Origin of the sequence: Streptomyces sp. R28, assembly GCF_041052385.1 — a bacterium.
In the GTDB taxonomy this organism is placed as follows: domain Bacteria; phylum Actinomycetota; class Actinomycetes; order Streptomycetales; family Streptomycetaceae; genus Streptomyces.
The window spans coordinates 7382756-7405568 of record NZ_CP163439.1 but is presented as its reverse complement, the minus strand read 5'-3'; the positions used below and the strand labels follow the sequence as shown (position 1 = coordinate 7405568).

The following is a 22813-nucleotide window of genomic DNA, read 5'->3' as shown; positions in this document are numbered from 1 at the left end:
CCTGTACAGCTCAGGCCGCTCTGTACGCCGCCGTCAGCTTCCGCACCGCCGCCCCGTACCGGCCCGTCAGCAGCAGATGGTCCGCCTCGGCGAAGGGCCCCGCCACCGCCTCGGTGATCCCCGTGCCGGCCGCCCTGCGCTGGACGATCAGCCGGGCCTTGGTGACGAGCGCGCGCCCCGCCTCCTCTGCCCCCGCCCGCTCGGCGGCCGCGGCCGCGATGCCGAGCGCCCTCAGCGTCACCGCGCCGCCGCCCGGCACCTCGGTCAGCGTGGTCAGGCCCCAGCCGTACGGGAACCTCGGGTCGTACGACGCGTCCCCGACATTGATCGGCAGCTGCGCCTCGCTCTTCGGCCAGGTGACGGGCAGCTGCCCGGTGAAGGGCCGCCTGCCGTAGAGGACGTCCGCCACGCCGTCGCCCTCCGTGCCCGGCAGCCAGGAGGCGACCAGCGCGTCGATCCGGGCCAGCCGCTCGTCGTCGATCAGCTGCGGGCGCCCGGAGACGATCAGCACCGCGCACTTCATCGCGCCGCACACCTTGTCGACGGCCGCCCGGTCGGCGGGGCTCAGCCGAAGGTCGTGGCCGTTGCCGACGTCGCCGACGCCCTCGGCGTACGGGGTCTCGCCGACGACGACCACGCCCACGTCATGGCCCTGCGTCGGTGCCGAGGCGTCCTTGGAGTACGTCAGCCGCGCGGAGTTCTTCCGCATCGCCTCCAGGATCGTCGTGCCGGGCGTGATGTCTCCGGACGCGCCCTGCCAGGTGACCGTCCAGCCGCCGCTCTGGTTGCCGATGTCGTCGGCGTTGGATCCGGCGACATAGACCTCCTGCGACTTCTTCAGGGGCAGCAGCCCGTCCGTGTTCTTCAGCAGCACCTGCGACTGTGCGGCCGCCTGACGTGCCACGGCCCGGTGCGCGGCGGAACCGATCCGCGCGGCCCCGCTGGTGTCGGCGTACGGCTTCTCGAACAGCCCGAGGCGGAACTTCTGCGTGAGGATGCGGGATACGGCGTCGTCGATCCGCTTCTCGCTGATCCGGCCGGCCCTGACCTCGTCGACCAAGGTCGCGTGGAAGTCCTTGTACGCGTACGGCACCATGATCATGTCGACGCCCGCGTTGACCGACGTACGGACGTCGAAGGCGTGGTCGCCGGGGATCTGGTCGATGCCCTGCCAGTCGCTGATCACGAAGCCGTCGAAGCCCATACGGTCCTTCAGGACCCCGTTGATCATGTCGGCGCGGGCGTGCATCTTCACCGGCCCCCGGCCGTCGCCGACGAGGTCCAGGGAGGAGTACGACGGCATGACCGTGCCGACGCCGCGGTCGACGGCCGTCCGGTACGGGGCCAGGTGGACGGCCTCCAACTGCTGCCGGGTGACCTTGGTGACGCCCTGGTCGATGGTGTACGTGCCGGTGGTCGAGGAGCCGTACTCGGTGCCGCCGTCGCCGACGAAGTGCTTGGCGGTGGCGAGGACCTTGTCGCCGCGGTTCAGGTCGCGTCCGTCGGGCCTGCCCTGGAGGCCCTGGATGACCGTCTCCATGGCGTCGACGAGGGCCGGGTCCTCGCCGAAGGACTCGTACGCCCGTCCCCACCGGTCGTCCCGCGTCACGCACAGGCAGGGCGCGAAGTCCCAGGGGATGCCGGTCGCCCGGGTCTCGGCGGCGGTCACCGCGCCGGTCCGGTGGGCCAGCCCCGGATCCCGGGACGCCCCGAGTCCGATGTTGTGCGGCATGACCGTCGCGCCGACCAGGTTGTTGTGGCCGTGCACCGCGTCGACGCCGTAGATCAGCGGGATCTGGAAGCGGGTCGCCTGCGCCCGGAGCTGGAAGCCGTCGATCATCTTCGCCCAGGCCTCGGCGGTGTTGGGCGTCGGCGTGGAGCCGCCGCCGGAGAGGAGCGAGCCGAGGGCGTACGTGGCGATGTCGCCGGACGCGGTGAGGGCGCCGCGCTCGGCCTGGGTCATCTGGCCTGCCTTCTCCTCGAGGGAGAGGCGCGAGAGGAGGTCGGCGACGCGCCCCCGCACCGGCAACTCGCTGTCGAGATACGGCAGTCCGTGCGCGTCGACGACGATCTGCGGGGTCTCGGCGGGGGGCTTGGCGCCGGTGACCGTCAGCTTCAGCGGGATCGTCTCGGCGGGCTCGGCGGACCTGTCCTCAAGGGTGGGGACGCGGATCTCGCGGGTGGTGCCGGAGGCCGTGCCGGCCGGGAAGGTGACGGTTCCGGTGACCGGGGTGTAGTCCCTGCCGGGGTCGGCGGTGCCGCCTGTGGTCTCGTAGGTGACGGTGACGGGTTCGTCGAGGGGGGTGGAGCCCGTGGTCGCGACCGTGAGCTTCGCGGTCGCCGCACTGCCCTCGTCGGTGGGGTAGACGGCGGAGTCGGTCAGGACCGAGGCTTTCAGGGCCTGGTCGGCCTTGCCGTACAACTCGACGCCGTCCATGGCGAACCGAGCCTTGGTTCCGGCCGGGAGGGTGACGGCGTAGCCCCAGGTCTCGGTGAGGCCCAGGATGTGGTCGATGCCGCCCACGGGCTGGTAGTCGGTGCGGTAGGTGAAGTCGGTGAACGGCAGCTCGATCTGTTTCCAGCCGGTGAAGTCGTCGGTGAAGGAGGTCGTCCACAGCTCGGAGGCCTCGCCGTTCGCTCCGCCGTCCCTGAGCTCGAAGGCGATCTTCTTGCCGTTGTCCTGGCCTTCCCACCACAAGCGGACGCCCTTGTGGGCGGACCAGTCGTGGGCGGGCTCGGCGAAGGCGAAGCCGTGGGTGAAGCCGCCGTAGCCGCTGATGTCGTACGAGCCGGAGAGCACTTTCTCACCCTCGGGCGCGTCGTCGCGGGCGGTCAACCGCAGGGCGGGCGGGTCGTCGTTGTCGCTGCCCCAGGTGAAGACCCCCTCGGCGGGCGGGCTCGCGAAGGGCACCTCGCCCTCGAAACGGTCGACAGGGACCGGCGGGGGATCGTCGGCGCCGGATGCGGGGGCGGCGGCGGTGAGCGGGAGCAGGGTGGTGAGGAGCGCGGCGGCGGCGAGCAGGGCGGTTCTTCGCATGGAACGTCCCTCGACTCTCAGAGTCAACACATGACTTAACTCACGCCGTGAGTTAACTAATGGTGCCGATGGGCGTCAAGACTTCACATCAGGACAGGGGTGTGCTCAACTCCTGGCCGGATCAGTGGCGTTGTTCCGTGTTGTCCCGCGCTGTTCCTTCAGCAAGTGAAGGCGTGGGCGTACGCCGAGCTGTCGGCCGGTGGACCGGTGCGTCTCAGGCGTACGGCTGGCCGATGCCCAGCAGGTTGCCCTCGCTGTCGTGGAACCAGGCGGCACGTTCACCGCGGAAGCCCTTGCTCGGGTAGTGGCCCTCGATGTCGGCGATGCCGTTCGCCGTGCGGAACCCGGGCACGTCGACCTCCTCGAACTCCACGCCGCGCCGCCTGAGTTCCGCCACGACCGCCTCGACGTCCTCCACCTGCCAGCCCATCTGGGTGAAGGTGCCGGGGGAGGCGCCCGTCGACCGGTACACGGCGAACTCCGTGCCTCCGCACCGGTACAGCAGCCCACCCGGCCGTTCGTCGACCGGCTCCAGGCCGAGCTTCTCGAAGTAGAAACGCCGCGCCCGCTCCAGGTCCTGGGCGGGCAGCCGGGTCGCCGCACTGCCCCGGGCCAACAGGTTCCTGTCGTCCGTCTCCGTGTCGTCCATGGCTCCACTGTGCCGTGGACGACAGGCCCGGGGGGCGGCGGCGAGGCCGTTCGGCCTACTCGGCCGGCGTCACCCCGGCCCGCAGCAGCCCGTAGGTGTAGGCGTCCTCCAGCGCCTGCCACGACGCCGCGATGACGTTCTCGGCGACGCCGACCGTCGACCACTCCCCCGCCCCGTCGGACGTGGAGATCAGGACGCGGGTCGTGGACTGGGTGCCGTGCACGCCCTCCAGGATGCGGACCTTGTAGTCGACGAGCTCCAGCTTGGCGAGCTGGGGGTAGATCTTCTCCAGCGCCACCCGCAGCGCGCGGTCGAGGGCGTTGACCGGGCCGTTGCCCTCGGCCGTGGCGACGATGCGCTCACCCTTGGCGAAGAGCTTGACCGTGGCCTCGTTGGCGTGGGTGCCGTCGGGGCGGTCCTCGACGATCGCGCGCCAGGACTCGACGCCGAAGTACTTCAGGGACTTGCCCTCGACCTCGGCCCGCAGGAGGAGCTCGAAGCTCGCGTCCGCCGCCTCGTACGTGTAGCCCTTGAGCTCCCGCTCCTTGACCCGCTCGACCACCCGGCCGACCAGCTCACGGTCGCCGCCCAGGTCGACGCCGAGCTCCTTGCCCTTGAGCTCGATCGACGCGCGGCCCGCCATGTCGGAGACCAGCATCCGCATGGTGTTGCCGACCTGCTCGGGGTCGATGTGCTGGTACAGGTCCGGGTCGACCTTGATGGCGGAGGCGTGCAGGCCGGCCTTGTGCGCGAAGGCGGAGACGCCGACGTAGGGCTGGTGCGTGGACGGGGTGAGGTTGACGACCTCGGCGATGGCGTGCGAGATACGGGTCATCTCGCGCAGGTGGCCGTCGGGGAGGACCTTCTTGCCGTACTTCAGCTCCAGGGCCGCCACCACCGGGAACAGGTTGGCGTTGCCGACCCGCTCGCCGTAACCGTTGGCCGTGCACTGGACGTGGGTCGCGCCCGCGTCGACCGCGGCGAGGGTGTTGGCGACCGCGCAGCCGGTGTCGTCCTGGGCGTGGATGCCGAGCCGGGCCCCGGTGTCGGCGAGGACGGTCGAGACGACCGCCTGGACCTGGGCGGGGAGCATGCCGCCGTTGGTGTCGCAGAGGATGACGACGTCCGCGCCGGCCTCCGAGGCCGTACGGACGACGGATTTCGCGTACTCGGGGTTGGCGCGGTAGCCGTCGAAGAAGTGCTCGCAGTCGACGAAGACGCGGCGGCCCTGCTCGCACAGGTGGGACACCGTGTCGCGGACCATCTCCAGGTTCTCGTCGAGCGTGGTGCGCAGGGCGAGCTCGACGTGCCGGTCGTGGGACTTCGCGACGAGCGTGATCACCGGGGCGCCGGACTCCAGCAGCGCCTTGACCTGCGGGTCCTCGCTCGCCTTGGCGCCCGCACGGCGGGTCGCGCCGAAGGCGACGAGCTGGGCGTGCTTGAAGTCGATCTCCTGCCGGGCGCGCGCGAAGAACTCGGTGTCCCGGGGGTTGGCGCCGGGCCAGCCGCCCTCGATGAAGCCCACGCCGAAGTCGTCCAGGTGCCGTGCGATGGCCAGCTTGTCGGCGACGGTGAGGTTGATGCCCTCCCGCTGGGCGCCGTCGCGCAGGGTGGTGTCGAAGACGTGGAACGAGTCGTCGAGTTCGCTGGTTACCGTCATGGTCGTAAGGCTCCTGTGTTGGATCTCGGTCTACCGGAATGACCGGTTCCACCGCCCCCACCTATGGTCCCTCACGCTCTCCGCCCGGCTGCGGATGGGCCGGGAAACAGAAAAACCTCTCGCGGGTGCGAGAGGTCTGCGCGCGGGTCGAGGACGACGGTGTCCACCCGTACCTGGTCGTACGTGGTGGTCACTGCGGACCGGCGCGCCTGCTGCCAATAATCATGGCGAACGAGAGCACGGGGGCAGTCTGGCACAAGTCGCCCCCGTGCTCACCGTCCGTCTCAGGATGCGAGCACTGTGCTGATCACCGCAGGCGGCGGACGAAGCCGTCGTTGCTGCCGTTGGTGTCGCCGGCGACGAGCTGGGACGAGGCGCTGCCGATGCTGATGCGCTTCGCCCCCGCGCTCACCGAGGTCAGCCAGACGTAGGCGTCCGTCACCGGGCCGCCGGTGGCCGACTCGCTGACCAGGCGGGTGGTGCCGGTGCGCAGGTCGCGCAGGTAGACGTTGGTCGGGCCGAGCGTTCCGTCGGACAGCCGCGGTGCGGCCTCGTAGCCCACGTAGCGGCCGTCCGCGCTGACCACGGGCCGGTCGGGCATGCTCTCGCCGTCGGGGCCGGCGTCGACCCGCCGGGTGACGTCCGTGCGCAGGTCCCGGACATAGATGTCGGACGCATCCGGGCCGCCGCCGGGGACCAGGTCCTCGTCCCAGTTCTGGAAGGCGACGGTGCGGCCGTCCGCGGAGAGCGTGGCGGGCATCGCGTACCGCTGGGCCGGGGAGCCGTCCGACTTGACGTTGACCCGCTCCTCGGTGCCGGCGCGGCGGTCGTGCACCCAGGTGATCCCGGACGAACTGCGCGGCACCAGCTGGGTGTACAGCACATACCGGCCGTCGGCGCTCACGTCCTGGAAGAGCGCGGGGTTGTCGGGGCGGTTCGGGTTGCTGATCCGCTCGGTCCTGCCGGTGCTGCGGTCGAAGACGTACACGGCTCCGAAGAGGTCGCGGGCGCCCTCCTCCATCCGGTCGGCCTTGGCGTTGAAGGCGATGTAGCGGGCGTTCGACGACATGTCGGCGCCGGCCGCGTAGGCGGAGCCCCCGTCGAAGCCGACGCTGATCCGCTGCGTGCTGCCGGTGCGCCGGTCGTGCAGATAGATGTCGTCGGCGCCCGCGTCGGCGGGCGGGGTGTCCCAGTGGACCAGGTTCCTCGCGTTGGAGCGGAACAGGACGTACCGCCCGTCGGCGCTGATGGCCTGCACGGACGACCGCTGGTCGGCCTGGGCGCCGGCCGAGCTGACGCTGACCCGCTCGACGGTCCCCTTGCGCAGGTCGCGCACGAAGGCGTCCGACACCCCGTTGGTGTCGCCGGGCACCAGGTTGGACGCGTCCGCGGTGAAGGCCGCGAAGCGGCCGTCGGCACTGAACTCCGGCCCGTACGCATGGCCGTTGCCCTGCTCCCCCGTCGCCGACAGGGTGACCCGCTCGATGGACGGGACGCGGGGTGCGGCGCCCGCCGGTGTTCCGGCCAGGGCCACCGTGGCGGCGACGAAGGCGGTGGCGAGCGCGACGGCTCGCTTGGTGCTGTACATGGTTGTTCCCCCGTGGGTGGTTGTTGTCATTGCACTGTCCGCAGGAAGACGTCCGACACCCCGCTGGTGTCCCCCTCCACCAGATCGGGTGACGCCGACTCGAACGCGACGACCGTGCCGTCGGCGTTGACGGTGGGGAGCAGGCGCGGGGTGAAGTGCGCGCAGCCGAGGCCCGGTGCGGTGGACGTGAACGCGACGTGCCGGCCGTCGGCACTGATCGCGGCCCCGCTCGGCGGCCCGTCGGCCCGGGTGCCGTCGGCGGCGGTGCTGCCTCTCGCCACTCCGGGAGCGTGCGGCGCGGCACCGGCGGTCGTTCCGGTGAACGCGAGCAGCAGCGCCGGCCCCAAGGAACCTAAGGACACACCAGACGCACCGGACGCCCCGGACACACCTGCGGCTCTGGACATATCCCCCCTGCGGTCCCCGTGGACGCTCAAGCCCCCAGCCCCGCGCCAAAGGCTCCCCACAAGGCAAACGCACCACCCACCACGGGGTCAATCGCCCTTATTGCGTACAACCCGGGCGGGGCGTCACGCGTCCGCGAGGAGGCTCTCGTTCAGGAACTCCCGTACGTGGCCGAGAATCTGCGCCCGGTCGGTCCCCCGCAGCCCGATCGCCACATGGATGGAGAACCCGTCCAGCAACGCCCGCAGCCGGGCGGCGAACCGGTCCGGGTCGACCGCCCGGAACTCGCCCCTCGACACGCCCTCCGCGAGCAGCGCGACCAGATCGCGGTGCCAGGCTCCCTCGATCGCGGCCTGGCGGTCGCGGGCGTCGTCGTCGGCGTTCTGCGAGCGGTTCCAGACCTCCAGCCACAGCGTCCAGTGCGGGTCGCGGTGGCCGTCGGGGACGTACAGGTCGACGTATGCGTCGATCCGCTCCCGGACCGTGGCGGACGCCCGCGTCAGCAGCCGGCCGCGCTCGGCGCCCAGCCGGCCCTCGCTCCACTCCAGCGTCCGCAGCAGCAGTTCGTCCTTGGAGTGGAAGTAGTAGAGGAGATGGCCGCTGCTCATCCCGACCTCTCGGCCGAGCGCCGCCATGGTGAGCTTCTCCAGACCGCGCTCGGCGATCATCTCCATGGCGGCGACGAGGACCTCGTCGCGGGGCGGCGCCTGCCTGCGCCCACCGGCCATCTGCGGCTCCTAGATCTTCGGCTGCTGTTGCGTGATGCAGTGGATGCCTCCACCCCCCGCGAAGATCGTACGGGCGTCGACCAGCGTCACCGTCCGCTCGGGGAAGAGCCGGCGGAAGATACCGGCCGCGAGCTCGTCGCGCGGGTCGTCGAAGCCGCACAGGACCACGCCGCCGTTGCAGAGGTAGTGGTTGATGTAGGAGTAGTCGGCCCAGTGGCCGTCGGCCTCCAGGACGGTCGGCGCGGGGACCTCCACCACCTCCAGACGGCGGCCGCGCGCGTCGGTCTGCGACTTCAGCAGGCCGACGACCTCCTTCGTCACCTCGTGGTCGGGGTGTGCCGGGTCCGGCTGCACATGGGCCACGACCACGCCCGGCCGGGCGAAGGCGGCGACGATGTCGACGTGGCCCAGCGTGCCGAAGCCGTAGGGCGGGTAGTCGCCGGTCAGGCCGCGTGGCAGCCAGATCGCCTTGCGGGTGCCGAGCATCGCGTGGATCTCGGCCTCGACCTGCTCGCGGGTCCAGTGCGGATTGCGCTCGGGGCCGAGTTGGACGGTCTCCGTGAGCAGGACCGTGCCCTCGCCGTCGACGTGGATGGCCCCGCCCTCGTTCACCAGCCGCGAGGCGTACGTCCGTGCCCCCGCGAGGTCGCAGACATACGCGGCGATCTTCGCGTCGTGTTCCCAGCGGGCCCAGTCCTGCGCGCCCCAGCCGTTGAACGTCCAGTCCACGGCGGCGAGTTCACCCTTCCCGTCGGTCAGGAAGGTCGGCCCGATGTCGCGCATCCACGCGTCGTCCAGATCCCGCTCGACGGTGTCGATGTCCGGGCCCAGGAGCGCGGCGGCCGCCCCGGCCTGCCCCGGCCCGCACACCACCGTCACCGGCTCGAAGCGACGGACGGCGCGGGCGACCGATGCCCAGGCGGCACGGGAGGCGGCGAGGTCGCCGGGGTCGTCGAAGGTCGGGTTCGGGCCCGGCCACGCCATCCAGGTGCGCTCGTGCGGGGTCCATTCGGCGGGCATGCGGAAGCCGTCGGCGGCTGCGGACATGAGTGATCCTCACAGGCGGTGACATTCAGAGGAAATACAGGCGGTTGAGGGAGACGGACTCGGCCGGCTCGGAGCGGAGCGGTTCCCCGTCGAGGGTGACCAGACCGGTGCGCTGGTCGACGTCGACGGCTCCGGTACGGGAGTTGAGGCGCAGGTCGGCCGGCCCGATGCCGCGCGTGCCGCGCACGGCGACCCGGCGGCGCCGGGTGGGCATGGTGTCGTCGCCCTGGTCGACGGCGGCCTGCGCGACGAAGGCGACCGAGATGTCGGCGGGGGTGGCGCCGTACGCCCCGAACTGCGGGCCCAGGACGAGCGGTTCGCAGGTGTCGGTGGCGGCGTTCGGGTCGCCGACCACGCCGTACGCCGGGAAGCCGGCCTTGAGCACCAGTTGCGGCTTGGCGCCGAAGTACTCCGCCCGCCACAGCACGATGTCGGCGAGCTTGCCGACCTCGATCGAGCCGACCTCGTGCGCGAGGCCGTGGGCGAGGGCGGGGTTGATGGTCAGCTTGGCCATGTAGCGCAGGACGCGCTCATTGTCGTGAGCGGCGTCCGGGGCGCCGAACTCGGCCTTCATCTTCCCGGCCATGGCGAACGTACGGCGCACGGTCTCGCCGGCCCGCCCCATGCCCTGCGCGTCCGACGAGGTGATGCCGATCGCGCCCAGGTCGTGCAGGACGTCCTCGGCGCCCATCGTCCCGGCCCGGATGCGGTCGCGGGCCATGGCGGCGTCGCCGGGCAGGTCGGTCTTGAGGTCGTGGACGGAGACGATCATGCCGTAGTGCTCGGCGACGGCGTCCCGCCCGAAGGGCAGGGTGGGGTTGGTGGAGGAGCCGATGACGTTCGGCACGCCCGCCATCTTCAGCACGTTCGGGACGTGTCCGCCGCCGCAGCCCTCGATGTGGAAGGCGTGGATGGTGCGGCCCTCCAGCACCTTCAACGTGTCCTCGACGGACAGGCACTCGTTCAGTCCGTCGCTGTGCAGGGCGACCTGGACGTCGTACTCCTCGGCGACGCGGAGAGCCGTGTCCAGGGCCCGCGTATGGGCGCCCATGTCCTCGTGCACCTTGAAGCCGCAGGCGCCGCCCTCGGCGAGGGCCTCGACCAGGGGCGCGGACGAGGACGACGAACCCCGGCCGAGGAAGCCGATGTTGACCGGCCAGGCGTCGAAGGCGTTGAACGCGTGCCGCAGCGCCCACGGCGAGTTGACCCCGACGCCCCACACCGGCCCGAACTCCTGCCCGATGATCGTGGTCACCCCGGAGGCGAGCGAGGCCTCCATGATGCGCGGCGACAGCAGGTGCACATGGGTGTCGACGGCCCCGGCGGTGGCGATGAGCCCCTCGCCGGACACGATCGACGTACCGGTCCCGACCACGACGTCGACCCCGTCGAGGGTGTCGGGATTCCCGGCCCGCCCGATCGAGCAGATCCGCCCCTCCCTGATCCCGATGGAGACCTTGCGGATCCCGAGCGCCGCGTCGATCACCACCACATTGCTGATGACGACGTCACAGGTCTCCCGGACGGCGGCGGCCTTGAGATGCAGCCCGTCCCGGGCGGTCTTGCCGAACCCGGCGAGGAACTCGTCGCCGTGGCGCTGCGAGTCGGCCTCGACTCGGATGGTCAGGCCGGAGTCGCCCAGGCGGATGCGGTCGCCGGCGCGGGGGCCGTGGGTGGCGGCGTACTCGTACGGATTCATCGTTCTGCTCCCTGAAACTCGCCCCCTTGAGCTGCGGCTCCCCGGTATCCGCAGGCGGCGGCCCTGCGCAGGGCCTCTTCCTTCACCCCCGGCGCGTCCAGCGCCCCGTCGACCAGACCGGCGAACCCGATCGCGATCCGATCGCCCCCGATGGGCACGAGCCCGACCTCGACGCTCTCGCCCGGCCCGAACCGCACCGAGGACCCGGCCGGTACGGCGAGCCGCATCCCGTAGGCCCGCTCCCGTACGAAGTCGAGGCGCGGGTTGGCCTCGAAGAAGTGGAAGTGGGAGGTGACGGAGACGGGCACGGTGGCGGTGTTGGTGACGGTCAGCCGTACGACCGCCTCGGGCTCGGCGTGCTCGGGCCCCGGCAGCAGCGCGCCCGGGGCCCGGTCACCGAGACTTCCGCCGATCGGATCGCTGACGACCGCGAGCCGTGAACCGTCGTCGAAGACCGCCTCGACATGCACTTCGGTGACGACGTCCGCGACACCCGGCAACACGTCGTCCGGGCCGAGCACCGACCGGGCGCGCTCGATGGCCTCCGCCAGCCGGGCGCCGTCGCGGGCGGCCTCGCACACGGTGTCCGCGATCAGCGCGGTCGCCTCCGGCACGTTGAGCGGCAGACCTCGGGCGCGGCGGGCACGGGCCAGCTCCGCGGCTCCGAACAGCAGCAGCCGGTCACGCTCCGTGGGAGTCAGTCTCACGACGCGGCACCTCCTTGCCTTTCCCATGTTTAGAGCATCACTCTAAACATGAGATTGCCAGAATCAAAGGGTTGACGACATGCCCTGGCGCACCTCAGATTGAACGGCACTCAAACCGAGGGAGACCAGCCATGCCGATGGAACAGCGCGGAGTCGACACCATCCCCGACGAGGAACGCACGAGCGGCCCACGGGACCTCGTCTCGATCCTGCTGGGCTCGAACCTCTGTCTGGGGGTGATCGTCTTCGGCTGGCTGCCCCCGTCGTTCGGCCTGGACTGGTGGGCGTCGGTGAGCTCGATCGTGGTGGGCACCCTGGCCGGCACGGCCCTCACCGCCCCGCTGGCCTTGATCTCCCTGCGCACGGCGACGAACCTGTCCACCTCCTCCGGCGCCCAGTTCGGCGTCCGGGGCCGTCTGGTCGGCTCCGTGGTCGGACTCCTGCTCGCCCTCGGCTACACGGCCCTGACCGTGTGGATCGGCGGCGATGTGATGGTGGGCGTGCTGGGCCGGCTCGTCGGGCTGCCGGCGAGCGGGGGGTCGTACGCCGTGGTGTACGGGCTGCTGGCCGCGGCGACCGTCGCGGGCGCGGTGTACGGCTACCGGGTCCTGCTCGCCATGTCCCGTGTCCTCGCGGTCGGCATGACGGCCCTGCTGGCCCTCGGCGTGCTCGCCTACGCCCCGCACTTCACCACGGACGCGCTGCCCGAGGCGGGTGGCTATCTGCTGGGCGGATTCTGGCCGACATGGCTGCTGGCGACGGTCGCGGCGGGCCTGTCCGGCCCGGTCGCCTTCATCACGCTCCTCGGCGACTACACCCGCTACATCTCCCCGGCCCGCCACTCCTCGCGCCGGGTCCTGCACGCGACCTGGCTCGGCCTGATCCTGGGCCTGCTGGTCCCGCAGCTGTTCGGCACCTTCACGGCGTACGCGGCGCGAGCGGCCCTCGACTACGCGGGCCCCCTGGTCGACGCCTCCCCCGCCTGGTACCTGGTCCCGCTCCTCCTGGCCGCCTCCGCCGGCTCGGTCGGCAACGCGGGCCTGATGCTCTACTCCATGGGCCTCGACCTGGACGCCATCCTGCCGCGCGCCTCGCGCGCCCAGGCCACCTACGCGGTCGCGGTCATCGCCACGGCCTGCGTCTTCGTCGGCCACTACGCCTCGACGGCACAGGACGCGATGACGTCGTTCGTCCTGCTGCTCACGGCGATCGGCACCCCGTGGGCGGTCATCACCCTGATCGGCTTCGCGCGGTGCCGCGGCGTGTACGACGCGCAGGCCCTCCAGGTCTTCAACCGCCGGGCGCGGGGCGGGATCTACTGGTACCGGGACGGCTGGAACATCCCGGCGACCGTGTCCTGGGCGCTGGGCGCGACGGTCGGCCTGCTGGCCGTCTCCCTCCCGTCCTACGAGGGACCGCTGCTGGGGCTGACGGGCGGGGTGGACTGCAGCTTCCTGCTGTCGGGGCTGGTGGGAGGCGTGGCGTACGCACTGTCGGCCCCGGCTTCCGTGAAGACGGAAGCAGAGGCCGACAACTCGGTGCCGGTCAGCGACAACAGCCCTTCCGGCGCTTGAGGACGAGGCCCGTTCAGGGCCGAAGCGGGGGTGTGGGGGCGGCAGCCCCCAGACCCCGGCCTCAACGCCGAGCAACTGTTCAGCCCAGCTTGTGCATCCACCCGTGCTGGTCCACGGCAGTGCCCCGCTGAATGTCGAGGAGCGCCTCGCGCAGCTTCAGCGTGACCTCGCCGGGCTCTCCACCGCTCTGCTGCCACTGCGCGCCCGTGCGCTTCACGGTGCCGACCGGCGTGATGACCGCTGCCGTACCGCAGGCGAAGACCTCGGTGAGGGTGCCGTTCTCGGAGTCGCGCTGCCACTGGTCGACGGAGATACGGCCCTCCTCGGCCTCGTAGCCGAGGTCACGGGCGACCGTGAGGAGGGAGTCACGGGTGACTCCCTCCAGGATGGAGCCGGTGAGGGACGGGGTGACGATCTTGTCGCCGTACACGAAGTACAGGTTCATGCCGCCGAGTTCCTCGACCCACTTGCGCTCCACCGCGTCGAGGTAGCAGACCTGGGCGCAGCCCTCGGCGGCGGCCTCGGCCTGGGCCAGCAGGGAGGCGGCGTAGTTGCCGCCCGTCTTCGCGTCGCCCATGCCGCCCGGCACGGCGCGGACGTGGTCCTCGGAGACCCAGATGGACACCGGCTTGACCCCACCGGGGAAGTACGCTCCGGCCGGCGAGGCGATGACGATGAACAGGTACTCGCTCGCGGGCTTCACGCCCAGGCCGACCTCCGTCGCGAACATGAACGGACGCAGGTAGAGCGACTCCTCGCCACCGTGCGCCGGGACCCAGGCCTGGTCCTGGCTCACCAGCACGTCGCACGCCTCGATGAAGGTCTCCACCGGCAGTTCCGGCATGCCGAGCCGGCGGGCGGAGGACTGGAAGCGCTGGGCGTTCTTCTCGGGGCGGAAGGTGGCCACGGACCCGTCGGGCCGGCGGTAGGCCTTCAGGCCCTCGAAGATCTCCTGCGCGTAGTGCAGGACCATGGTGGCCGGGTCGAGGGAGAGCGGCGCGTACGGCACGAGCTGGCCGTCGTGCCAGCCGCGGCCCTCGGTCCACTTGATCGTCACCATGTGGTCGGTGAAGTGGCGGTCGAATCCCGGGTTGGCCAGTATCGCCTCGCGGTCCGCGGCGGCGAGGGGGCTGGCGGACGGCTTGAGCTCGATCGTGGGCGTCGTCATGAGTAGATGTCCTTCACCGGTTGGTTGTGGCGAGCCGCGGTCACGCCAGTACTGCCAGGGGCCAGTGCTAGGACGTCCGAGCATTCCATCGATCCGCGGCTCCGCGTTCGATTATCGCAAGCGGGAGCCGTGGACGAAATTGGCCTGATCGGCGTGAATCGCGACTCAGGGTTGATGGTGACACCCGGCGGCGGACACAGGGAAGCCGCCGGGTGCTTCAGTGGCCCGGCGGCTTCGAGAGATCTGCGTGAGATTCCGAGTGGCGCGGCCGGTCAGCCGGCTACTCGTACGGCCAGCGCGTCGCCGATCTCCGACGTGGAGCGGGCGGGCTTGCCGGTGCGCTCCGCGAGGTCGGTGGAGACCGCCTCGTCGATGCGGGCGGACTCGGCGTCGTAGCCGAGGTGGCGCAGGAGCAGGGCGATGGACAGGACCGTGGCGGTGGGGTCGGCCTTGCCCTGGCCGGCGATGTCCGGGGCCGAGCCGTGGACGGGCTCGAACATGGACGGGAACTCCCCGCTCGGGTTGATGTTGCCGCTCGCGGCGACGCCGATGCCGCCGGAGACGGCCGCGGCGAGGTCGGTGATGATGTCGCCGAAGAGGTTGTCGGTGACGATCACGTCGAAGCGCTCGGGCTGCGTGACCAGGTAGATGGTCGCCGCGTCCACGTGCATGTACTCGGTGGTGACGTCGGGGAACTCCTCGGCCACCTTGTTGAAGATGTCGGTCCACAGGTGGCCCGCGAAGGTCAGCACGTTGTTCTTGTGGATCAGCGCCAGCTTCTTGCGCGGGCGGGCCTGCGCGCGGGCGAAGGCGTCGCGGACCACGCGCTCGACACCGAAGGCCGTGTTCACGGAGACCTCGGTGGCGACCTCGTGCGGGGTGCCCTTGCGGATGGTGCCGCCGTTGCCGGTGTACGGGCCCTCGGTGCCCTCACGCACGACGACGAAGTCGATCTCCGGCTGACCGGCGAGTGGGGTGGCGACACCCGGGAGGAGCTTCGACGGACGCAGGTTGACGTGGTGGTCGAAGAGGAAGCGGAGCTTGAGCAGGAAGCCGCGCTCCAGGACGCCGGACGGGACCGAGGGGTCGCCGATCGCGCCGAGCAGGATGGCGTCGTGCTTCTTGAGCGCCTCGGCGTCGGCGTCGGTGAGGGTCTCACCGGTGGCGTGGTAGCGCCGGGCGCCGAAGTCGTACTCCTTGGTCTCCAGCTTCACATCCTGCGGAAGGACGGCGGAGAGGACCTTCAGGCCTTCGGCCACGACCTCCTGGCCGATGCCGTCACCGGGAATCACTGCGAGATTGAGGCTGCGAGACATGTCGGCACCCTACTCCTCGTCCCATGGGATGACACGACATGTCCGCCATACGGACATGCCCGCGCGGCCGGGCGTCAGCCCTTCGACTGGCGTTCACCCGCATGTAGGGCAGGTGTTGGCGTGCGCTGGGAACTTCACCGCCATGGACCTTCCCGACTTCGGCATCCCACCTCAACTCGCGCGCCGGATGAGCATGGCCGAACAGCACGAGTACCTGCGCACCAAGCTGATGCGGCGGCGCACGGTGGTGACGGCCGCAGCGATGGCGGGCGGAACACTGACCGTGGCGGGCGGACTGCTGACGGGATGTTCGACGTCGGGGACCACCACCTCGAAAGCCCCGGCCTCCGCCCCCTCCTCCGCCACCACGAAGGTGCCCGGCTCGGTCGTCGCCCCCTTCGGCCGCCACCTCGCCTTCGGCGCCGACCCGAAGACCCGGATGCGGATCTCGTGGCAGGTGCCGGCAGCGGTGCGCAGGCCGTACGTCCGGATCGGTCTGCGCCCCGACGACCTCGACCGGCGGATCGAGGCGGAGCTGCGCGATCTGCACACCCCTGAAGTACCGGGGGTGAGCGCGGCGGTCGAGCAGTACTACCTGCACGCGGCCCTGGACGGCCTGCGGCCGGGCACGACGTACTACTACGGCGTCGGACACGACGGCTTCGACCCGGCGTCCCCCGCGCGCAGGCACACGATCGCCTCCTTCCGCACGGCGCCCGCGTCCCCGCCCGAGCGGTTCGTGTTCACCGCGTTCGGCGACCAGGGGGTCGGCATGCACGCCGCCGACAACGACCGCGCCCTGCTGCGCCAGAACCCCGCCTTCCATCTGCACGCCGGGGACATCTGCTACGCGAACCCGACCGGCAAGGGCAAGGACTCGGACGCGTTCCAGGCGGGCATGTGGGACGTGTTCCTCAAGCAGACCGAGTCGGTGGCGAAGTCGGTGCCGTGGATGGTGACGACCGGCAACCACGACATGGAGGCCTGGTACTCGCCGGACGGCTACGGCGGCCAACTCGCCCGTTTCTCCCTGCCGGACAGCGGCTTCGACCCGCGTACGGCGCCGGGGGTGTACGCGTTCACGTACGGCAACGTCGGTGTGGTCGCGCTGGACGCGAACGACGTGTCGTACGAGATCCCCGCCAACTTCGGTTACACGCAGGGGCGGCAGACGAAGTGGCTGGACCGCAAGCTCCGCGAGTTGCGGGCCGACCGGGCGGTCGACTTCGTGGTCGTCTACTTCCACCACTGCGCCTACTCGACCTCGACGCACGCCTCCGACGGGGGCATTCGCGCCGAGTGGGTGCCGCTCTTCGCCCAGCATCAGGTCGACCTGGTGATCAACGGGCACAACCACGTGTACGAGCGCACCGACGCGATCCTGAACGGCGAGGTCGGCGCGCCGGTGCCGATCGGCGCGACGACGGACCCGACACGGGACGGGATCGTCTACGTCACGGCGGGCGGCGGCGGCAAGGATCTGTACGGTTTCCCGAAGGGCATCGAGGAGAGTTACGAGGGCCATGTCACCGAGCGGGAGTCGGTCGACTCCTTCCGCTGGACCAAGTCACAGGACACCAGGACGGAGAGCGTGCAGTGGTCGCGGGTGCGCTACCGGGGCTTCTCCTTCCTCTCGGTGGAGGCGGAGAGCGGCACGAAGCCACGACTGAAGGTGTCGGCGCTGACACCGGGCGGCGAGCGCGTCGACCACTTCGAGGTGCGGCGCCGCGGATGAGCGGACCCCGAGGTGCGGCGCGGGTGTGAGACCGCGCCGCACCCCATGCGGGTGCGGCTCCCGGCTTTGGGTGCGTCCGCGCAGGTGCGCGGCTGTGGTGTCAGGCGGCCTGGTGGCCGGTGGCTCCGCCGTTGTCCCTGCGGTCGAGGGCGCGCTGGAGGGCCGCGGCGGCGTTCTTGCGGTCGGACTCGCTCGTACGGGCGAGGTGACGGACTCGACGGCGGGCGGTCGTCTCGGCCATGGGAAATCGACTCCTTCGACAATCCGGGAGTGCAGACAGGGGTTACGAGACGCCGGGTGGGGCGGGGAGCGGTGCCGCAGGGGTTGCCTGCACGGGGCCCGGCTCACGACCGCCATTCGCTTGATCGAGCGAGACGTTCGGCTCCTACAAAGCTAAGCGAGGATGACGCGTCTGTCTCCACAATTACTCGGACTTCCTACTATCTGAGACGGTGGACTGGGTCACACCCCACTGACCTGTGCTTTTACTTTCCTGGCCGTCAGAGCACGTCGCCGTCCCGCCAGTCGAAGACCAGCTCGAACGCGGGGTCGAGCGGACCGGCGAGGGCGGGCCGCACGAACGTGCTCCCCTCCTCGTCCGGCAGGTGCACGACGCCCTCCGGCCCCAGCGCGCAGACCCGCCCGCCCCACACCTCCCAGCCACGGGCGGCGTACAGGGCGGCCCCCTCGTCGCTCGCTGACAGCATCCCCGCGTCGTACGCGCGGTCGATCACCCGCTCCAGCTCCGCCATCACCCGGCCGCCGAGCCCCGCCCGACGCGCGTCGGACCGTACGCCCACCGCCTCCACGTACCCGACCCGCAGCCACCGCTCCCGGTGCCGCACCCGCCGCATGATCACCGAACCGTGCGCGACGAGCCGCCCGGCCTCGTCGTGGACCAGGGCGTGCATACCGCCGAGCCCGTGCTCGAAGTCCTCGTCGGAGAAGTCGCCGTCGAAGGCGTCGTCCAACAGGGCACGGATCGCGCGCAGTTCGCCGGGGGTGAGGTCGGCGGTGTGGGCGGTGCGCGGGGTGAGGGGGGCCGTCGGCGTGGTCATCCGACCAGTATCGAGGGGATCGCCCACCTGGCTGATCCTGCGCGGAGCGCGGGACACCGGGCCGGGACGAGGGGAACCGCTGAACCCATGAACGACACGTCGAAAGTGTTCCTCGAGGGCGGCCCGGACGACCTGCCCGAACGGATCGTCCCGGCCCCGTCCCCCGGCCCGGACACGAAGATCAAGCTCCGCGGCGGATACGAGCACTTCAGGCCGACCTCGCGGCACACGGACACACCGGAGGGCAGGCTGCCCGTGTACGAGTGGTGGGAGCGCACGGAGATCGCCGAGTAGCCCCTCCCGCACAGCCCGAGAAGGCCGGGTCCTGAACGGACCCGCCCTTCTCGGAGTGCGTCGGGGTGTCAGCCCATGTGCGGGTACGCGTAGTCGGTCGGCGCGACCAGCGTCTCCTTGATGGCACGGGTCAGCGTCCAGCGCATCAGGTTCTGCGGGGCGCCGGCCTTGTCGTTGGTGCCGGAGGCGCGGCCGCCTCCGAAGGGCTGCTGGCCGACGACGGCACCGGTCGACTTGTCGTTGATGTAGAAGTTGCCGGCCGCGTAGCGCAGCTTCTCCATCGTGTACGCCGCCGCGGCGCGGTCGCCCGAGATGACCGAGCCGGTCAGCGCGTAGGCGGACACCGACTCCATCTGCTCCAGCATCTCGTCGTAACGGTCGTCCTCGTAGACGTGCACGGCGAGGAACGGGCCGAAGTACTCGGTGGTGAAGACCTCGTTCTCCGGGTCGGTGCACTCGACGACGGTCGGGCGGACGAAGTAGCCGACCGAGTCGTCGTAGGAGCCGCCCGCGACGATCGTGCAGGTCGGGTCGGACTTGGCACGGTCGATCGCGGCCTTGTTCTTGGCGAAGGCACGCTCGTCGATCACGGCGCCGATGAAGTTCGACAGGTCGGTGACGTCACCCATGGTGATGTAGTCGACCTCGGCGGCGAACTCCTCCTTGAAGCCGGAGTTCCAGATCGACGCCGGGATGTACGCCCGGGAGGTCGCCGAGCACTTCTGGCCCTGGTACTCGAAGGCACCGCGGGTCAGGGCCGTCTTCAGGACCGCCTGGTCGGCGCTCGGGTGGGCGACGACGAAGTCCTTGCCGCCGGTCTCACCGACGATGCGCGGGTAGGAGCGGTACTTCTCGATGTTGTTGCCGACCGTCTTCCACAGGTACTGGAAGGTCTTGGTCGAGCCGGTGAAGTGGATGCCGGCGAGGTCGCGGTGCTCGAGCGCCACCTCGGAGACCTCGATGCCGTCGCCGGTGACGAGGTTGATGACACCCTTGGGCAGACCGGCCTCCTCCAGGAGCTGCATGAGCAGCACGGCGGCGTGGGTCTGCGTCGGGGACGGCTTCCAGACCACGACGTTGCCCATGAGGGCGGGGGCGGTGGGCAGGTTGCCCGCGATCGCCGTGAAGTTGAACGGCGTGATCGCGTAGACGAAGCCCTCCAGCGGGCGGTGGTCGAGGCGGTTCCACACGCCCGGGGAGTTCGCCGGGGGCTGCTCGGCGAGCAGGTCACGGGCGTACTTGACGTTGAAGCGCCAGAAGTCGATGAGCTCGCAGGGCGTGTCGATCTCGGCCTGCTGAGCGGTCTTGGACTGGCCGAGCATGGTGGAGGCGGCCAGCGTCTCGCGCCACGGGCCGGACAGCAGCTCGGCGGCGCGCAGGATGATCGCGGCACGGTCGTCGAAGGACATCGCCCGCCAGGCCGGCGCGGCGGCGAGGGCGGCGTCGATGGCGTCCTGGGCGTCCTGCTGGGTGGCGTTGCCGTAGGTGCCGAGGCGGGCCTTGTGGTTGTGCGGCTGCACGACGTCGAAGCGCTCACCGCCGCCCAACCGCTTCTCGCCGCCGATGGTGCAGGGCAGGTCGATCGGGTTCTCGGCCAGCTCCTTGAGCTTGGCCTCGAGGCGGGCGCGCTCGGGCGAACCGGGGGCGTAGCCGTGCACCGGCTCGTTGACGGGGGTGGGGACCTGGGTCACAGCGTCCATGGGTTCCGTAACTCCTTGACTTGAGCGGTGTTCTCGAGCGGGTGCGGGCTCAGCCCTTGGTGATCATGCTGCGGACGAAGAAGCGCAGGTTCGCCGGCTTCTCAGCCAAGCGCCGCATGAAGTAGCCGTACCAGTCCGTGCCGTAGGCGGTGTAGACGCGCATGCGGTGCCCCTCGGCGGCCAGCCGCAGGTGCTCGTCGCTGCGGATCCCGTACAGCATCTGGAACTCGTACTCGTCGAGCTTTCGCCCGGCGCGCCGCGCGAGTTCCTGGGCGACGGAGATCAGACGGGGGTCGTGGGACCCGATCATCGGGTACCCGGCGCCCTCCATCAGAACCTTCAGGATGCGGACGTACGCCTTGTCGATCTCGTGTTTCTGCTGGTAGGCGACCTCGGCGGGCTCCTTGTACGCGCCCTTGACGAGCCGTACGCGGCTGCCGTTCGCGGCGAGGCGGCGGGCGTCGGCCTCGGTGCGGAACAGGTAGGCCTGGATGACGCAGCCGGTCTGCGGGAAGTCCCTGCGCAGTTCCTCGTGGATGGCGAACATCGAGTCGAGGGTGGTGTGGTCCTCCGCGTCGAGCGTGACCGTCGTACCGATGGCGGCGGCGGCCTCGACGACCGGGCGGACGTTGGCGAGGGCCAGCTCGTGGCCGCCCTCCAGCGCTTGCCCGAACATGGAGAGCTTGACGGACATCTCGACGCCCTCGCCAAGTTCCAGATCCTTGATCCGGTCGATGAGCCGCAGATAGGCGTCCCGGGCGGCGGCGGCCTGCTCGGGGCGGGTGATGTCCTCGCCGACGACGTCCATCGTCAGCTCCAGACCCTTGGCGGTGAGCTCCTCGATGATCGGCACGACTTCGTCGACGCTCTCACCGGGGATGAACCGGTCGACGACCTGCTTCGTCACCGGGGCCGCCGAGATCAGGCGTCGCATCCGGTCGCTGCGCGACGCGGCGAGAATCACGGGACCCAGCACGGGGCACCTCCACAAACACAGCCGAATGACGGCCGACACCCCGATAAGTGATGTTCCGGGTACGGCACGGAGAACCACCGTGAAACCTAAGGATCCCTCCGAACGGCGGCCATCGACAGCTGTCACGCATCCGTGCCGCAGATCTCAGACAGATGTATGAAGTCCTCGCGGAAATGCGGGAGAATGCCCGGGTGACGCCGGAATTCAAGGACCGCAAGGACGACTACCAGGAGCTCGTCGACGAGCTCTCGGAGCTGCTGGGCGCGCCCGCGACGCTGGAGAACCGGGACTTCGAACTGATCGCCTTCGGCGCGTACGACAGCGAGGGCGAGCTCGACGCATCGGCCCTGGACCCGGTGCGCACCCGCTCGATCCTGACGCGCCGCTCCACGGCGGCGGTGCGGACCTGGTTCGAGGGCTTCGGCATCACGCGGGCGACCGGCCCGGTCCGCATCCCGCCGACTCCGGAGGCCGGGGTGTACCGCGGCCGCATCTGCCTGCCGGTACGTCACAGAGGCGTGGTGCTGGGCTACGTCTGGCTCCTCGACGACGATCCGGGCCCGACCGAGCAGCAGCTCGCGGCGGCGATGGAGGTGACCGCCCGGATCGGCGCACTGCTGGCGGACGAGGCGCAGCACGGGGCGGATCTGAGCCGGGAGCTGCGGGCGGTACTGGCCGCGGAGCGGGGCTGGCAGGGGGACATGGCGGTCGCCGAGCTGCGCACGGCCCTGGGCGCACGCGCGGACGGCGTCCATACGGTGGTCTGCGTGGCCCCCTGGCCCTCGGCCGACCCCGACGACGCCCCGTCCGTGCGTACGGTGCCGCACGCGACCGCGCTGTGCACGGTGCCGTGGGGGGCGACCGGGCAGAGCCTGGCGGTGCTCGTACGGCTGCGCTCGCCCGAGGTGCGCACGGCGGCACTGGCGGCGGCGTCCCGGCTGCTGAAGGAAGGCCCGGCCCAGGCGCCGTCCCGGCCGTCCCCGCGGGGCCGGGCACGGGTGGCGGCCGGCGTCGGTGAACCGCGCTCCGGTCTCGCCGATCTGGGCGTCATGTGGCAGGAGGCGTCGGCCGCGACCCGCGCGGCCCTGGCGGAACCGCGGTTCGGGCCGGTGGCCGAGTGGTCGCGCATCGGACCGTACCGTCTGCTGACCTCCCTCTCCCCGGAGACGCTCCACGACCCCGCGGTCGCCCCTCTCCTCTCCCCCACGCACCACGAACTCGCCCGCACCGCCGAGGTCTACCTCGACTGCGCGGGCCAGGCCGGCCGCACGGCCGCCGAACTCGGCATCCACCGCCAGACCCTCTACTACCGCCTCTCCCGCGTCGAACAACTCACGGGCCTGGACCTGGACGACGGGGAGGACCGGCTGCTGCTGCACATGGGGTTGAAGGGGGCACGCCTGGGCTTTTGAAAACGATTATCATCATGCTACGGTCGGTGAACGTTCAATCTTTGACCGCCTTTACTCGGA

19 protein-coding genes are annotated in these 22813 nt (G+C 70.7%); 4 read left to right on the top strand and 15 right to left on the bottom strand.

Features of this window, described 5'->3' with window-relative positions; translation table 11 throughout:
• Positions 1–10: 10 nt before the first annotated feature.
• From AB5J49_RS33350 to ureA, 9 genes are all read right to left on the bottom strand, one after another.
• On the bottom strand, positions 11–3037 hold the full coding sequence (locus AB5J49_RS33350; RefSeq protein WP_369172579.1) for a glycoside hydrolase family 3 N-terminal domain-containing protein: 3027 nt from the start codon (positions 3035–3037) through the stop codon (positions 11–13).
• A 214-nt stretch (positions 3038–3251) separates the two neighbouring features.
• Complete coding sequence (locus tag AB5J49_RS33345; RefSeq protein ID WP_369172578.1) at positions 3252–3686, bottom strand: VOC family protein; 435 nt, start codon at positions 3684–3686, stop codon at positions 3252–3254.
• Positions 3687–3741: 55 nt separating this feature from the next.
• Positions 3742–5346 carry a citramalate synthase gene (cimA, locus tag AB5J49_RS33340; protein WP_369172577.1) on the bottom strand — a complete coding sequence of 535 codons (1605 nt, stop codon included), beginning with the start codon at positions 5344–5346 and terminating at the stop codon, positions 3742–3744.
• 307 nt (positions 5347–5653) lie between these two features.
• A complete protein-coding gene (locus tag AB5J49_RS33335; protein ID WP_369172576.1) occupies positions 5654–6934 on the bottom strand; it encodes a TolB family protein in 1281 nt (426 codons plus the stop codon).
• A 26-nt stretch (positions 6935–6960) separates the two neighbouring features.
• Positions 6961–7281 (bottom strand): hypothetical protein, encoded by a 321-nt coding sequence (locus AB5J49_RS33330; RefSeq protein WP_369172575.1) that lies wholly within the window; start codon positions 7279–7281, stop codon positions 6961–6963.
• 183 nt (positions 7282–7464) lie between these two features.
• Positions 7465–8067 carry a TetR/AcrR family transcriptional regulator gene (locus tag AB5J49_RS33325; RefSeq protein WP_369172574.1) on the bottom strand — a complete coding sequence of 201 codons (603 nt, stop codon included), beginning with the start codon at positions 8065–8067 and terminating at the stop codon, positions 7465–7467.
• 9 nt (positions 8068–8076) lie between these two features.
• Positions 8077–9114: an agmatine/peptidylarginine deiminase gene (locus AB5J49_RS33320; RefSeq protein ID WP_369172573.1), complete on the bottom strand. Its 1038-nt coding sequence runs from the start codon at positions 9112–9114 to the stop codon at positions 8077–8079.
• A 25-nt stretch (positions 9115–9139) separates the two neighbouring features.
• The gene (locus AB5J49_RS33315; RefSeq protein ID WP_369172572.1) at positions 9140–10813 is read right to left on the bottom strand and encodes an urease subunit alpha; all 1674 of its coding nucleotides are present in this window, start codon (positions 10811–10813) and stop codon (positions 9140–9142) included.
• On the bottom strand, positions 10810–11520 hold the full coding sequence (gene ureA, locus AB5J49_RS33310) for an urease subunit gamma (RefSeq protein WP_369172571.1): 711 nt from the start codon (positions 11518–11520) through the stop codon (positions 10810–10812). Before ureA ends, AB5J49_RS33315 begins: the two co-directional genes overlap by 4 nt.
• A gap of 131 nt (positions 11521–11651) precedes the next feature.
• Here ureA and AB5J49_RS33305 point away from each other — a divergent pair, with 131 nt between their 5' ends.
• Positions 11652–13094, top strand: coding sequence for a cytosine permease (locus tag AB5J49_RS33305; protein ID WP_369172570.1), 1443 nt, complete (start codon positions 11652–11654; stop codon positions 13092–13094).
• 79 nt (positions 13095–13173) lie between these two features.
• On the opposite strand, the gene AB5J49_RS33300 is transcribed toward AB5J49_RS33305, so the two are convergent.
• Both AB5J49_RS33300 and AB5J49_RS33295 read right to left on the bottom strand, forming a co-directional pair.
• Positions 13174–14262, bottom strand: a complete 1089-nt coding sequence (locus AB5J49_RS33300; RefSeq protein WP_369172569.1) for a branched-chain amino acid aminotransferase — start codon at positions 14260–14262, stop codon at positions 13174–13176.
• A 272-nt stretch (positions 14263–14534) separates the two neighbouring features.
• Entirely contained in the window at positions 14535–15578 is a 1044-nt protein-coding gene (locus AB5J49_RS33295) for a 3-isopropylmalate dehydrogenase (protein ID WP_369172568.1), read from the bottom strand.
• Positions 15579–15720: 142 nt separating this feature from the next.
• Here AB5J49_RS33295 and AB5J49_RS33290 point away from each other — a divergent pair, with 142 nt between their 5' ends.
• A complete protein-coding gene (locus AB5J49_RS33290; RefSeq protein WP_369172567.1) occupies positions 15721–17313 on the top strand; it encodes a purple acid phosphatase family protein in 1593 nt (530 codons plus the stop codon).
• 100 nt (positions 17314–17413) lie between these two features.
• Here the strand turns inward: AB5J49_RS33290 and AB5J49_RS33285 are convergent, their stop codons facing one another.
• A complete protein-coding gene (locus AB5J49_RS33285; RefSeq protein ID WP_369172566.1) occupies positions 17414–17554 on the bottom strand; it encodes a hypothetical protein in 141 nt (46 codons plus the stop codon).
• A 259-nt stretch (positions 17555–17813) separates the two neighbouring features.
• The gene (locus AB5J49_RS33280) at positions 17814–18371 is read right to left on the bottom strand and encodes a GNAT family N-acetyltransferase (protein ID WP_369172565.1); all 558 of its coding nucleotides are present in this window, start codon (positions 18369–18371) and stop codon (positions 17814–17816) included.
• 87 nt (positions 18372–18458) lie between these two features.
• On the opposite strand from AB5J49_RS33280, the gene AB5J49_RS33275 reads away from it, so the two are divergent.
• Complete coding sequence (locus AB5J49_RS33275) at positions 18459–18665, top strand: DUF5988 family protein (protein WP_369172564.1); 207 nt, start codon at positions 18459–18461, stop codon at positions 18663–18665.
• A 68-nt stretch (positions 18666–18733) separates the two neighbouring features.
• Here the strand turns inward: AB5J49_RS33275 and pruA are convergent, their stop codons facing one another.
• Both pruA and AB5J49_RS33265 read right to left on the bottom strand, forming a co-directional pair.
• The gene (gene pruA / locus AB5J49_RS33270; protein WP_369172563.1) at positions 18734–20365 is read right to left on the bottom strand and encodes an L-glutamate gamma-semialdehyde dehydrogenase; all 1632 of its coding nucleotides are present in this window, start codon (positions 20363–20365) and stop codon (positions 18734–18736) included.
• Positions 20366–20414: 49 nt separating this feature from the next.
• Positions 20415–21341 carry a proline dehydrogenase family protein gene (locus tag AB5J49_RS33265; RefSeq protein WP_369172562.1) on the bottom strand — a complete coding sequence of 309 codons (927 nt, stop codon included), beginning with the start codon at positions 21339–21341 and terminating at the stop codon, positions 20415–20417.
• Positions 21342–21514: 173 nt separating this feature from the next.
• On the opposite strand from AB5J49_RS33265, the gene AB5J49_RS33260 reads away from it, so the two are divergent.
• Positions 21515–22753: a PucR family transcriptional regulator gene (locus tag AB5J49_RS33260; RefSeq protein ID WP_369172561.1), complete on the top strand. Its 1239-nt coding sequence runs from the start codon at positions 21515–21517 to the stop codon at positions 22751–22753.
• Positions 22754–22813: the final 60 nt, after the last annotated feature.